Source organism: Negativicutes bacterium (assembly GCA_018052945.1).
Taxonomy (GTDB): domain Bacteria; phylum Bacillota; class Negativicutes; order JAGPMH01; family JAGPMH01; genus JAGPMH01.
This window is the reverse complement of sequence record JAGPMH010000041.1, coordinates 1-12,916: the sequence shown is the minus strand read 5'-3', so window position 1 is coordinate 12,916 and position 12,916 is coordinate 1. Positions and strand designations below refer to the sequence as shown.

Below are 12,916 nucleotides of genomic sequence, written 5' to 3'. Positions count from 1 at the left end.
AAGGCAGTAAGAAAGTTCTTCGAGTGGAACAATGGTTTAACTACTGCTTAACTATCGTTTAACAATTGTTTAAACCATCGTTCAAAGGGGGTGCTTGTTAATGAAGAAAATTGCTGTTTATGGTCATCGTGGCTATCGAGGGCTATTGCCGGAGCATAGTTTAGAGGGGTATAAATTTGCATTAGAATTAGGTGTGGATTATCTTGATGGTGATATTGTATTGACTAAGGATGAAAAGATTATCTTAGCCCATGATTTATATGTTAATGCTGATTTAATTCAAAATGATAACGGCGAGTTTATCGGTGTAGCTGGTGCTAGTACAAAAAATATTCCGGAGCATTTTTTGTATAAAAACTTAACCTTAGGTGAAATTAAAAATTATAATAGCGGAAAAATTAATCCTCATAGTGAATATAAAAAATATTTTCCGCAACAAACAGCTCTGCCCAAAAGTGAAATTTTAGAATTAAGTGAACTGTTCAGATTGTTAAAAAATTATCCTAAGACAGCGTTACAATTAGAAATAAAGAGTGATGTTAATAATCCTAATTTTAGTGCCAATAATAACATACTGATTCACAAATTGTATCAATTGTTGACAGAATACAAGTTGCTAGAACGGGTGGAAGTTCAAAGTTTTGATTATCAATGCTTATTAGCCGTGCAACAACTAGATCGCACCATAAAAACCAGTTATTTAACTTCATATGAGTCCATTGCAATACAAGGTGCAACCGGTTATGATGATAGTTTTTATAATGAAGAAACCTTAATTGCCGGTAAATGGACTGCAGGACATTTATTGAAAAATTATAATAACTCTATTCCTTTAATGATTAAGTCTTTAGGTGGGGCTGTTTGGTCGGTGGAGGATGTTGCTTTAACCTTTGAAGAGGTGCAAGAAGCGCATGGTTATGGCTTAAAAGTTGTGGCCTGGACGTGGCCGGAACACAGTGGTAAGACTTTTGATGAGCCGTTACTGAAAAAGCTAATTTCATACGGTATTGACGGGATTATTACTGATAATATTGACCAAGTTTTAAAATTTCTGAATAGATTATAAAATAAGTTTAGCTAACACTAACAAAAACCTTAATATTCTTGTCTGTAGTAATAAAATGATGTAAAATTATATGGTTGGATATTATATCTTAGTTTTTGTTGTGGTTAGGAGTGTTTTATGTTGGACAATGTCCTAAAGGCTATTGAGGCCAAGGTGTTTGCCGGAGAGCGATTGTCGAAGGAAGATGCAATGGCGTTATATAAATGTGATAATTTGGCGTGGCTAGGGATGCTGGCTGATGAAAGACGCAAAAAAATCAGTGGAGATTATGTTTATTACAATGTTAACCGTCATTTAAACTTAACTAATGTGTGTCTTTCACGTTGTAAGTTTTGTGCGTTTGGTTGTGACCTAGATAGTAAGCAAGCTTATGAAATGACGAAAGAAAAGGCGTTGGAGCTAGCTAAAAATGCAGCGAAGGACCCTGACTTAAAAGAGTTTCATATTGTAAGCGGACTACATCCTAAATGGCCGTTTGAGTTTTATGTAGATATTATCAAAAGTATAAAGGAACAGTTACCGCAGGTTCATTTAAAAGCTTTTACCGGGGTAGAAATAACTCATTTTGCTAATATCTCCGGTAAGTCGATAGAAGAGGTCTTACAGGAGTTAATTGCTGCCGGTGTCCAATCAATGCCGGGGGGCGGTGCGGAAATTTTATCGGATAGGGTAAGAGATGAGTTATGTCCGAATAAGGCTAGTGCTAATGAGTGGTTAGAAGTTGCGCGTACTGCACATAAGTTAGGCTTAAAGACTAATGCCAGTATGTTATATGGGCACATTGAGACTATTGAGGAAAGAGTTGAGCATTTGCTCTCTTTACGCCAATTGCAAGATGAAACCGGTGGTTTTCAAACCTTTATTTGTTTTCCGTTTCATCCGATTAATACGGAATTAGAGCAAAAGATTGAGCGTACTACGGTCTGGGATGATTTGAAAACGATGGCGATTTCCCGCTTGATGTTGGATAATTTTAAAAATATTAAAGCTTACTGGGTAATGTTGACTTTACCGATTGCACAAATTGCTTTAGGTTTTGGGGCTAATGATATTGATGGTACGATAAAGGAAGAAAAAATAATGCATGCGGCTGGAGCTAAGTCCAGTACATCATTATCGCAAGATTGTTTAATTGATGTAATCAAGCAGACGGGTCGAATTGCCGTAGAGCGTGATTCTAATTATAACATTGTTAAAATACTGTAAAACTAGAGAAGATTGCCAGTCAATCTTCTCTTTATTTTGCTGTAGCACTGCAGTATAATGAAAATATTAACAAATCTCTGTGGATAAAGAGGAATGTAAAAATGAATAATAAAGTGAAATGTTTGATAATTGTGGGTATGTGTGTAAGTTTCTTAATAACTTTGAGTTTTATGAACACAGCACCGGTTTTAGCACAGCATGCTGTTAATAAAATTGAAGTTGTTACCGCGTATGATAAAGCTGAAGTTAGTGCCAAAGTGGGTGATGTTATTAAAATTACTTTAAATGAAAATACCAGTACGGGTTATTCTTGGCAAATTATAGATTTACCGCAACAAGTGGAGTTGACAGAGGAGATAGTTATTGATGATAATCCTGCGGGATTAGTTGGTGCAGCGCATCTAAAAGTGTTTGAGTTTATGATTAAAGAGAGTGGTGTTGCAAAAATTAAGCTTAACTATACTAGAGTCTGGGAAAAAAATACTGATAATGTTAAAAATTTCGAACTGATAGTAAAATCTAAAAAATAGAAGGATGCGTCCGTATTATTAATGCGGACGCGTTTTTATTGTAATAATATCTTAAAAAGATGAAAAATGACGAAATTTGCGAAAAAAGAGTTTTTGAGGTAAAATATAGTAGTAAGTAATATAAAAATTGATGGAGGTTCTAAATGTCAGAAAGATTAAGTTTACATGATGTGTTAAGAGAATATGGTGTGCCGTTAGTAAAGCTTAATGTTACGGCAACCCGCGAAGAATGTCTGGATATGCGCGAAAAATTACTTGCGATAAGAGACATTAGTCAAGGAAGAGAACAGGGCTATTTGGAAGTTGATTGTAAGTTTTATATTGATGTTCATGATATTGATCGATATTTATCGGGTGAGCTAGAAGGATTGGCAGAAATTTATGCTTTTGCTGAAGATATTAAAGCTCAAAAGGAGGAATAAAATGAAAAGAATTTTAATTTTAACGATGGTTAGTTTATTGATGTTTAATACCGTTGGTTTTGCGGCAGTAGGTGGTTCTAAAATGAAAATGTCAGCACCAAAGATATCTAATACTCAAAAGGCGAACACTAATACTAGCAGTGATTATAAGGCTTCAGCTCCGGCTAATAGCTATAAAGAAAAAGCACCAGAGGCTAATGCTAAAAGTAATGCTAACATGGGGCAACAAAAGAGCACATCCGGTGGTTTTATGCGCAACTTAGGGATGATTGCCGGAGGAATGATGTTAGGCGGGATGCTTTCACAAATGTTTGGTCTAGGCGGCAGTGGGTTCTTTGATTTATTTTTTGGTGTATTGGCGAATGTAATTTTATTTGGTGGTTTGATTATGTTAGGTAGCTTTATTTGGCGTAAGATAAAAGAAAATAAAATGAAAAGTAATAACTATAAATAGTAAATAATAAAACAGCTTAGTTATAGATACTAAGCTGTTTTAGTTTTTTTAGTTGTAAAGGAATAGGTGGAAAAATATAGTCATCTATAGTAAGCTAAGATTATGAACTATTGAGAAAAGAGGGTTGAGCTGATGAAAATTTTAAAATTGTTAGTGCTGTCTTGTTTCTGTTGGAGTCTGCTCGGGGGAATTGGCTTTGCCGAAAAGTCTGAATTTAAAGATGTAAATTACAGCTTTGCAAAATTAAAAAGCATTCCGGTTACTTGTATGATTGATAATGATGCACAGAAATTTATTGAAAATGAATATGCTGACAAGGTTGTGTTACAGTCGTTATTGGAAAATGCGAAAAAGAAACTTGTTCCGCTACTTGATTCTTATGGTTTAGAAAAGCAATATGCGTTGTTACATAGTGACTATGTGGAACAAAAAAATAAAGATGAAGCTAAAGCGCAAGCTGTATTGGCACAATACTTAAAAAATAATTTTGATGCTAACTTAACGGTTGTGGTAAAAAAATATCATTATGATTATGTAGAGCATGAAGGTTATACTTACGAAAGCACAGAGTATCAAGAAATTAAAATAAAAAATTCGGATGGAACTTGGACTACTATTTCGCAACCTTATAAGAAAACAAATTATGTTGATCCTTGGACTGAGAAAATTGCCGTTGTAAAGTTAGAGTTTAAACTAACTGATAATAAAACCGGAGACGTTATTTTTGCTCGAACTGATGAAAAATCTTCATCCGGTGGAGTCTTTAGTTCACCGAATGTGGATAAGGTTGCTGGAAAAGTGTGCGAAACTTACATTAATGATTTGAGTAAAATGATAAAAGGTAAATAGCGATAAAAAAGGAAGATGAGTAGTTTCATCTTCCTTGTTGCATTAATTTTATGGTAAAACTTTGCGAGCGCCTAAATATAATGGTTTCCAGTAGGGGTCATCCAACCGATCAATTCTAACGCCTTTTTTAGATGAAACATGTAAAAAGGTATTATTACCGGCATAAATTCCACAATGAGAAGGTACTTTTTCGTAGGTTGAAAAAAAGACTAAATCACCAATTTGCGGATTTTTTGTTACTGTGCCAACCTTATATTGTAAGTCGGCAGTGCGTGGTAATTTGATAGAGTTTTGAGCAAAGACATATTGGACAAAACCTGAACAGTCAAAGCCTTTAGGAGTTGTGCCACCAAAGACATAGGGAGTACCGAAGAATTTTTTTCCGGTTTCCAAGATGGCGGTGCCTTTAGCCGAAAAACTAGTTGGTGTCAATTTTTTGGTTGATTTTTTTAAGATGGACATAGTTTGATCGTCGACCTTGCCGGTTACTGTTAAATTATTATTTCTTTGGAATTCTTTTACTGCCAGATAAGTGTCTTTGTCATAAAAACCGGTAACTTTTTTGATAGGATAATTTAATTTTAACAGTTTTTCTTGAACGGTTTTAACAGCTGAGCCGGTAGCGTTAATACTGAGATTGGTTTTAGCGAAGGCTAGATTACTGGGTATAATAATAAGCATGACAGTAATTAAAAATTTATAGATAAATTTGATTTTTGGCATGGTTTTCTCCTTATACTTAGTTAATGATATTTTTAAAATTAATGTAATAATATTATAAATTTTTTTTTGTTATTTTTAAATAATAATAAAAAAATTTAATTACAAATTTTTAAAAAAATGCTATTATTAATACAACATAAAATGTAACATAATGACGAAATCTGACGAAATTTATTTTTTGGAATATTTTTTTTGCAGGATAAAGCAAGACTTTAGTCGAATAGGTATTATACTAATTTAAATATTATTTTCATAGGTATTATTTATGAAATTATTGTTAAGAAATGATTAAGATAGATAAGTAGTAGCTATAAGAGTAGTTGAGAAATCTAAATTATAGTGTTTTATGAAGATAGAGAAACAGAGAGCGAAAGGGGTAAACAAAATGGTTAAGATTTTATTAGTTGGTGGCGGTAGAGGTGGCGCAGGGATAATTGATCTTTGTAAGCTTGTAAAGGAAGTTGAAATTGTGGCTGTAGCGGATGTTAAAGCTGATGCTGTAGCAGTTATATTAGCTCAAAAACTAGGGATTAGAACGTTTCAAGATCTTCGTGAAGCAGTAAGACATCCTGGGATTGATGTGGTTCTTAATATTACAGGTAATGCCGAAGTTAACCGTATTATTGAAGAAAACAAACAGGAACATGTAAAAGTAATTGAAGGCTATATTACAAATATGTTATATCATTTAGTTAAATCACAAGCATTAGTAAACGAAGAATTACATGCGAAAGTTGAAAGCTTATCTGATGCGGTAAATGAAGCAAAATTACATATTAATAATACGCACGAAGTAATTGGCTTTATTAATAAAGTTTCACAACAAACTAATTTGCTAGGTCTTAATGCTGCGATTGAAGCAGCGAGAGCGGGCGAGCAAGGTCGGGGGTTTGCTGTGGTTGCAAATGAAGTTAGAAAATTGGCAGAGGATAGTGTTGAAGCGACGAAAAAAATCAACTCAATCCTTGGTAATATCGAAACCTCAATGCAGGCGATTATTGTTGGTATTGAGCAGACGGCAATGGTAACGGAAAAACATACTAGAGGACAATTAATCGAAGGTATTAAAATAAACGCATAAGCTACAAAAATAGTCAGAAGATTGCTCCGGCAATCTTCTTTTTTATTTTAAACTTAATAGTCAGCACAAGTCTTAATAGATATGGTAAACTAAATTTAAGATAAGGGGTGAAAGTGATGAATGTGGCGATAATTGGTGCCGGTAAAGTTGGAACGGTGCTGGCAACAGCGTTATATCAATTGGGCTATCACATTAGTAGTGTTAGTAGCAATAGTATGGCTTCAGCGGAAAAATTGGCTAAAGTAGTTAATAGTGTTGTTAGTACTGATTTTTTAGCAATAAGTGAGGCTGAGATTGTTTTTATTACTACAAATGATGCTAATATCAAAAAAGTAGCGACAATTTTAGCGCAGAAAAATGTGCTACAGAAGAATCAATTTGTTTTTCATTGCAGTGGCGCGGCGGACTTAAGTGTCTTGGCACCTGTTCAAAAGCAGGGCGCACTGATTGGTAGCATTCATCCCTTGCAGTCTTTTGCGGAAAATCAGTTGACCAGTCTTCAAGGCGTGTATATGGCGATTAATGGTGTGGCTGAAAGTCTAGTTGTTGCTAAAAAAATAGTAAGGGAACTGGGTGGAAAGATTTTAGTAATCCCCGAGGAAAAAAGAGCCCTTTATCATGCGGCCGCCACGATTGCTTCTAATTATTTAGTGACCTTAATGCAAAGTTCACTAACGTTATTAACAGCACTAGACATAGCAGAAGAAGAGGCCTTTTTAGCATTGTTACCATTGGTATTAGGTAGTTTAAATAATATTAAACATAAAGGTTGTGCCAAAGGGTTAACCGGTCCGATTGCCCGGGGTGATTATAAAACGGTTAGGGCCCACTTAACAATGATACAGCAGTTTGTTCCTCAAGAGTTGGAACTATACAAAGTTTTAGGCAGAAAAACAGTGCAATTAAGTCAAAGGGTAAATAATATTTCCAAGGAAAACTATGAACAATTACAATTAGCACTGGAGTGAGGATATGAAAAAATATTTAGAAAAAGCTTTTGCGGAAATTGCACAGCTTGGTCTGGATACTGAACAAAAAATTATGAGATTGGCTTTTTCACCGGAACATGAAAAGGTCGTAGCTTATGTTATTAAGCTGATGCGGGATTGTAATTTGCAGGTTTATCGTGATGGTGTTGGTAATGTTATTGCGAGAAAAGAAGGTAAGGCTGATTTGCCGGCCTTAATGATGGGCTCTCATCTAGATAGCGTTCCTGATGGCGGAAATTATGATGGTGTTGTCGGAGTTTTAGGAGCATTAGCTATTATTAATAGTTTCGCTACTGAAAATTATCAGAATAAACATCCACTAGAAATTGTCGTATTTATGGCAGAAGAATCAAGTTTGTTTGGTTGTTCGACATTAGGTAGTAAGGCGTTTTGGGGACTGTTGACTGAAGCTGATAGCCTTAAGATAAAAAATAATGATGGGATTACTTTTAGTGAAGTTTTACAACAAAAAAAATGGGCTGGAGTAAGTAGCGCCCAATATCAAGGTCAGATTAAGGCGTTTTGGGAGATTCATATTGAACAAGGAGCTGTGTTAGAACAAAATAATGTAGCAGTGGGCTTGGTAAATGGTATTTTTGCGCCAACGAGAGCTGTTATTACTATCAAGGGTGAAGCGAATCATTCTGGTGCAACGCCGATGAATTTAAGACGAGATGGTCTTTGTGGTGCTGCTGAAATTATTTTGGCAGTAGAAAAGTTAGGAAAGCTATATGGAGCTGATTTGGTAGCGACAGTGGGCATTATAACAGCAACGCCTAATGTTATGAATGTTATTGCCGGTCAGGTTGAATTAGGGCTGGATGTGCGAAGTATTGACCGTAAATTGAAAAAAGATTTTTTCGGTAAGTTGAGATTATTACTTAGTGTTATAGCGATAAAGAGAATGTTAAAGCTTCAAATTGAGATGAAAAATGATGAAGAGCCAGTACTGTTAGATAAAGAGTTACTGAAAACTAGCCAGGCTGTCTGTGCCAAACTAGGTTACTCTTACCAAGTTATGCCTAGTGGCGCCGGACATGACAGTATGAATTTTGCGAAGTTTGTTCCAACCGGAATGATTTTTGTGCCGTCACATAATGGTCTTAGTCATAATCCGCAAGAATATAGTGAAATTAGTGACATTGTTAAAGCGTGTTTGGTCTTGAAAGAATTGTTAAAGCTGGCTGATGCGGAGTAACGAGGTTAAATAATTGTAAGCAGTTATAATGAGACAAGACTAAGGTCTACCAAGAATGGTAAGAGCCTTAGTCTTTTTTTAATAAATTTTTTGAATAATAAAATTATGTTGTTCCAGTGCGGTAGTAATTTGTTCGATATGTTCATCGCCATTGGTTTCGACCGTAACTTCCAGCTCCACTTGTTTGTAACTGTTAGTAACTTTAGCTTGATTGTGATTTAGGTTGATAACATTGGCACTTTGGCTAGCTAAAATTTCTGCTACTTTTAAAAGTTGTCCAGGCTTATCTGGTAAATTGACAGAGAAGCAGAAGACGCGGCCACGAACAACCAGCGCTTTGTTAATAATAGCAGAAATTGTGGAAATGTCGATATTGCCACCGCTAATAATGCTAACGACTTTTTTATTATGAAAATTTAGTTTTTTCAATCCGGCTAATGCTAGTACACCGGCTCCTTCGGAGATTAATTTGTGTTTTTCGATTAATAATAAAATGGTTGCCATAATATCGAAATCCGAAACTGTTATTACTTCATCAACATATTGGCGGATGAAAGAAAAGGTGAGTTCGCCCGGGGTTTTGACGGCGGTACCATCGGCTACTGTGTCAACATAATCAAGGGTGCTGACTTTGTTTTTTGCTAGAGAGTATTTCATACAAGCAGCACCGTCCGGTTCAACACCGATTATTTTGATATTAGGATTAATGTGTTTAGCGGCTAAGGCAACACCACTGGCTAGACCGCCACCGCCGATTGGCACTAAGATTGCATGAGCATCGGCTAGTTCATCCAATATTTCAATAGCAATAGTACCTTGACCGATGATAACATCTAAATCATCAAACGGATGAATGAAAACATAATTGTGTTCTTGCGCTAAGGTCAACGCTTTGTTGTAGGCATCATCATAAGAGTCACCGAATAATACAACTGTAGCGCCGTGTTCTTTAGTGGCTTCTACTTTTATAATAGGGGTGGTAGCTGGCATTACGATAGTAGCGTTAACTCCTAATAATTTTGAAGCATAGGCAACACCTTGGGCATGATTGCCGGCTGAAGCGGCAATTACTCCCCGATCTTTTTCAGTCGTAGTTAATTTGTTTATTTTATTAAAGGCGCCTCTAATTTTAAAAGCACCGGTAATTTGAAGATTTTCCGGTTTTAAATAAACTTGGTTATTACATTCTTTGCTGAAATAGGGGCTTTCCATTAATTCGGTTTTTTTGATAATGGGAGCTAAATCTTTGGCTGCTTGAAAAACATCATTTAGAGAAGTATTGATGAGTGCATCATAAACACTTTTATTAAGAGACGTCATAGTAATCTTCCTTTGCTAGTTATTTAACGCAATAATCTTTGATAAGTATTATAGCATATTCTGAAAAAAATATTAAAAGATTGTTGTTTGATGTTAAAAACAAAAGGATAGTTCCATTAAATGGCGAATAGTAATATTATAAGATGGAGAAATGAAATTTATAGAGGTGAGAGCAATGAGCGAAATCAAAAGAATTCTTGTACCAATTGACGGTTCGGAAATCTCGGAAAGAGCAGTACAACAAGCAGTGAATTTAGCAAAAGCTAATAATGCTGTTATTGATTTTTTATATGTTGCTAACATAACTGGCGTAATGAGTGGTCAGCAAATGACTGCCAATGTTTTTTTACCGGAGTTAGTATTAGATGCTGCCACTAAAACCGGTGATGCCATTTTAGAAAGAACGATGAGTAAGTTGCCGGCGGGAGTAGCTGCTAATACTCATTGTGAAGCCGGTAATCCCTCTACGGTGATTTTAGAATTTGCCGGTGATTTAAACAGTGATTTAATCATTATGGGAACAAGGGGCTTAGGGGCAATTAAAGGAATGCTGTTAGGCAGTGTTAGTCAAAATATTATTGAACGAGCAAAATGCCCGGTAATGGTTGTGAAGTAAATAGACTGAAACCTGCAATTTTTATTGCAGGTTTTTTTATTATGGGACTTTTTATACATTTTGTTAATACTGATAATATTTAAAGAAATTTGCAGGGTATTTACTGATAAATGGCGTATTTTAAACAAATTAGTAAATGTTTCGAAGAGCTAAGGGGAGCGTCTACATGGAGTTAAATGAAATAAAGAAAACTAAAGAATTATTTGGGATTATTCAGCGGAAAGAAATTGATATTGTTTTAAATAATTTGATTAAAAAATATGCCAATAACATTGCTCAGATTAATAAATTTGTACTGGATAGTTGTAATATTTTATTTTTAACGCCGGAGCAATATCAAGAACTGCTAACTACCAATTATTTAAAAGAACTATGGGGAGCCAGTCTTATCGGTAATCCGCGGGTGCAAGATGACTTGCGGGACGGTTTGGATAAATTGGTATATTACGCTGAACAAATGATAAAAAAACTAATCTCACAAAATATTATTGCTCGTGAAATGTTAGTATATTTGAGATCGCGCCTTAGCTTAATGTATTTTGCAGATATGACCCTAGCAATAATCAATACGAGACAAGAGTTATTTGATTTGATTGATGAAGGGATTGCAGCATTAAATAAAATAGAAAATAAAAATTTTGAAAACTCTAATGATATTTTATTACATTGGCAAGATATTATTGAGTATCAAGTGTTTAAAGGGCGAGAATATCCTAGTTTAAATCATGCCGGCAAAACAATTTGTTTGGTTAATGATTTTTATCGTGAAGCTGGTGGTAAATGGTCGTTTGAAGATTTGTTATTATTGCGAGAAACTTTTGAAAAATTAGATATTGATCTGAAGAAAAATATCAAATTAAAAGATTTTTTTGAAGCGTTAATTATAGAAAGCGATTTAGCAGATAAAATTTTTGAGGGTTTGCCCAAAGTTAATTTAAAAAAGTTAACTTTGCTGGAAACGCCACTGTTATTTGCGGTGGAAAAAGTGCGGTTATTAAAGCAAGAAGAAGCTTATATTGCTAATGCATTATTAAAACAAGTTCAGGTTTATAAGACTGATTTTACGGCGGTGGAAGCTAACAATGCTTTGCTAGATAGCTTTTTAGCTAATAGTTTAAAAATTGAAAGTAGCTTTGATCTTAGTTTACATGATATTGTATTGAGCTTTTTAACGGAGTTTAAAATTATTACAGCGGTTGATAAGTTGGTAGTGGTCGATTATGAAGATGTAAATTTTATTAGAGGTGAGAAAGCTTACTATTTAGGCGACTTTAAAACTGCATTAAATTTTTTAGAGAAAGCTGTAAAAAACTCCAATCCCAAAGCGATGTATTATTATGGACAGCTATTGTCTGGTGGTTTTGAAGGGGTAGAACCAATTAAACATTTTGCGGAAGAAAAGTTTCGCTTAGGGGCGAGGCTGGGGCATTGTTTTTGCCAATTTGAGGTTGCGAATTTAGAGCTACAATATAATGAAAAAAAAGCCAAAGCTTCCTTTAATAAAGTTTTTCAGGAACTTGTTATTTTAGCACGGGATAATGATAGAGAAGCACAATGGTTGATGGGGCAAATTTACAACCAGGGAATCTTTGTGAATAAAGATGAGCATGCCGCGTATCATTGGTATAAAAAATCGGCGAATCAAGGTTATTTTCGAGCTAAATATTATTTAGGCAACATGTATTATCAAGGAAAAGGTGTTAATAAAGATTATGCTGAAGCTGCGAAAAATTTTGAAGTTGCGGCTGATTATGGTTATATCTTAGCGCAATATATTTTAGGGAATATGTATTATGCCGGCCAAGGCATTGAAAAAAATGATAAAGAAGCCGTGAGATGGTATTTGAAAGCAGCAGAAAATGGTAATGATGAAGCGATGAATTCCCTGGGAAATATTTATTATGGTGGCAGTCCGCCGTTTTTAAATTATTTCCATGCGTTTAGATGGTATAAAAAAGCGGCTGAAGTCGGTCATATTTGGGCGCAATATAATTTAGGTAATATGTATTATCATGGTCGAGGAACGAGGCAAAACTATAAAGAAGCTTTTCGTTGGTATAAGAAGGCGGCGGAGCAAGGAAATGTTTTTGCCATTAATGCGCTGGGGATGTTGTATTATGGCGGTAAGGGGATTGAACAAGATTTTGATGAAGCGGTGAAGTGGTATAAAAAAGCAGCAGAGCTTGGGTATGAGTGGGGTCAATTTAATCTTGGAAATATGTATGAGTTAGGTAAAGGGGTAGAACAAGATTATAAAGAGGCGTTAACCTGGTACTTAAAAGCAGCGGAGCAGGGAAATCAAGATGCAACAGAAAGATTGAGAATGTTCTTAGAGAAGAAGGCAGATAATATTCCGCAGTAAAAATACAAGTCGCAAAGGTTGAATTGATAGTTTGGTGCTAGTTATAAACTCGCAATTAGGGCTAAACTCACTGCGTTCAAACATAGCCCGAATTACTCAA

General features: G+C 35.1%; 13 protein-coding genes. 11 read left to right on the top strand and 2 right to left on the bottom strand.

Translation table 11 applies throughout. The features are described from left to right. Nucleotides 1-100: 100 nt before the first annotated feature. The 6 genes from KBI38_06680 to KBI38_06655 all read left to right on the top strand — a co-directional run bounded on the left by KBI38_06680 (nt 101) and on the right by KBI38_06655 (nt 4,527). Nucleotides 101-1,066, top strand: coding sequence for a glycerophosphodiester phosphodiesterase (locus KBI38_06680; protein MBP8629741.1), 966 nt, complete (start codon nt 101-103; stop codon nt 1,064-1,066). Nucleotides 1,067-1,183: 117 nt separating this feature from the next. Further along, nucleotides 1,184-2,272, top strand: coding sequence for an aminofutalosine synthase MqnE (gene mqnE, locus KBI38_06675; GenBank protein ID MBP8629740.1), 1,089 nt, complete (start codon nt 1,184-1,186; stop codon nt 2,270-2,272). 101 nt (nt 2,273-2,373) lie between these two features. Further along, a complete protein-coding gene (locus KBI38_06670; GenBank protein ID MBP8629739.1) occupies nt 2,374-2,802 on the top strand; it encodes a protease inhibitor I42 family protein in 429 nt (142 codons plus the stop codon). Between the two features lie 143 nt (nt 2,803-2,945). Continuing rightward, nucleotides 2,946-3,224 (top strand): hypothetical protein, encoded by a 279-nt coding sequence (locus tag KBI38_06665; protein ID MBP8629738.1) that lies wholly within the window; start codon nt 2,946-2,948, stop codon nt 3,222-3,224. Between the two features lies 1 nt (nt 3,225). After that, nucleotides 3,226-3,678 (top strand): hypothetical protein, encoded by a 453-nt coding sequence (locus tag KBI38_06660; protein MBP8629737.1) that lies wholly within the window; start codon nt 3,226-3,228, stop codon nt 3,676-3,678. A 132-nt stretch (nt 3,679-3,810) separates the two neighbouring features. Beyond that, nucleotides 3,811-4,527 carry a hypothetical protein gene (locus KBI38_06655; GenBank protein MBP8629736.1) on the top strand — a complete coding sequence of 239 codons (717 nt, stop codon included), beginning with the start codon at nt 3,811-3,813 and terminating at the stop codon, nt 4,525-4,527. Between the two features lie 48 nt (nt 4,528-4,575). On the opposite strand, the gene KBI38_06650 is transcribed toward KBI38_06655, so the two are convergent. Continuing rightward, nucleotides 4,576-5,208, bottom strand: coding sequence for a C40 family peptidase (locus KBI38_06650; protein ID MBP8629735.1), 633 nt, complete (start codon nt 5,206-5,208; stop codon nt 4,576-4,578). A gap of 427 nt (nt 5,209-5,635) precedes the next feature. Here KBI38_06650 and KBI38_06645 point away from each other — a divergent pair, with 427 nt between their 5' ends. The 3 genes from KBI38_06645 (at nt 5,636) to KBI38_06635 (ending at nt 8,518) form a co-directional block, all read left to right on the top strand. Next, nucleotides 5,636-6,331 (top strand): chemotaxis protein, encoded by a 696-nt coding sequence (locus tag KBI38_06645; protein MBP8629734.1) that lies wholly within the window; start codon nt 5,636-5,638, stop codon nt 6,329-6,331. 116 nt (nt 6,332-6,447) lie between these two features. Next, nucleotides 6,448-7,299, top strand: a complete 852-nt coding sequence (locus KBI38_06640; protein ID MBP8629733.1) for a DUF2520 domain-containing protein — start codon at nt 6,448-6,450, stop codon at nt 7,297-7,299. Between the two features lie 4 nt (nt 7,300-7,303). Continuing rightward, complete coding sequence (locus tag KBI38_06635) at nt 7,304-8,518, top strand: M20 family metallo-hydrolase (protein ID MBP8629732.1); 1,215 nt, start codon at nt 7,304-7,306, stop codon at nt 8,516-8,518. A 78-nt stretch (nt 8,519-8,596) separates the two neighbouring features. Here the strand turns inward: KBI38_06635 and KBI38_06630 are convergent, their stop codons facing one another. Further along, the gene (locus tag KBI38_06630) at nt 8,597-9,838 is read right to left on the bottom strand and encodes a threonine ammonia-lyase (GenBank protein ID MBP8629731.1); all 1,242 of its coding nucleotides are present in this window, start codon (nt 9,836-9,838) and stop codon (nt 8,597-8,599) included. 175 nt (nt 9,839-10,013) lie between these two features. On the opposite strand from KBI38_06630, the gene KBI38_06625 reads away from it, so the two are divergent. Continuing rightward, the gene (locus tag KBI38_06625; protein ID MBP8629730.1) at nt 10,014-10,454 is read left to right on the top strand and encodes a universal stress protein; all 441 of its coding nucleotides are present in this window, start codon (nt 10,014-10,016) and stop codon (nt 10,452-10,454) included. Nucleotides 10,455-10,620: 166 nt separating this feature from the next. Then, nucleotides 10,621-12,816 carry a sel1 repeat family protein gene (locus KBI38_06620; protein MBP8629729.1) on the top strand — a complete coding sequence of 732 codons (2,196 nt, stop codon included), beginning with the start codon at nt 10,621-10,623 and terminating at the stop codon, nt 12,814-12,816. The last annotated feature ends 100 nt before the right edge of the window (nt 12,817-12,916 follow it).

Bases quoted from the DNA above. Each gene is read 5' to 3' on its own strand.
- KBI38_06635 (MBP8629732.1), top strand. From the start codon at position 7,304: ATGAAAAAATATTTAGAAAAAGCTTTTGCGGAAATTGCACAGCTTGGT.
- KBI38_06630 (MBP8629731.1), bottom strand. From the start codon at position 9,838: ATGACGTCTCTTAATAAAAGTGTTTATGATGCACTCATCAATACTTCT.
- KBI38_06655 (MBP8629736.1), top strand. From the start codon at position 3,811: ATGAAAATTTTAAAATTGTTAGTGCTGTCTTGTTTCTGTTGGAGTCTG.
- KBI38_06650 (MBP8629735.1), bottom strand. From the start codon at position 5,208: ATGCTTATTATTATACCCAGTAATCTAGCCTTCGCTAAAACCAATCTC.
- KBI38_06670 (MBP8629739.1), top strand. From the start codon at position 2,374: ATGAATAATAAAGTGAAATGTTTGATAATTGTGGGTATGTGTGTAAGT.
- KBI38_06665 (MBP8629738.1), top strand. From the start codon at position 2,946: ATGTCAGAAAGATTAAGTTTACATGATGTGTTAAGAGAATATGGTGTG.
- KBI38_06680 (MBP8629741.1), top strand. From the start codon at position 101: ATGAAGAAAATTGCTGTTTATGGTCATCGTGGCTATCGAGGGCTATTG.
- mqnE (MBP8629740.1), top strand. From the start codon at position 1,184: ATGTTGGACAATGTCCTAAAGGCTATTGAGGCCAAGGTGTTTGCCGGA.
- KBI38_06645 (MBP8629734.1), top strand. From the start codon at position 5,636: ATGGTTAAGATTTTATTAGTTGGTGGCGGTAGAGGTGGCGCAGGGATA.
- KBI38_06625 (MBP8629730.1), top strand. From the start codon at position 10,014: ATGAGCGAAATCAAAAGAATTCTTGTACCAATTGACGGTTCGGAAATC.
- KBI38_06660 (MBP8629737.1), top strand. From the start codon at position 3,226: ATGAAAAGAATTTTAATTTTAACGATGGTTAGTTTATTGATGTTTAAT.
- KBI38_06620 (MBP8629729.1), top strand. From the start codon at position 10,621: ATGGAGTTAAATGAAATAAAGAAAACTAAAGAATTATTTGGGATTATT.
- KBI38_06640 (MBP8629733.1), top strand. From the start codon at position 6,448: ATGAATGTGGCGATAATTGGTGCCGGTAAAGTTGGAACGGTGCTGGCA.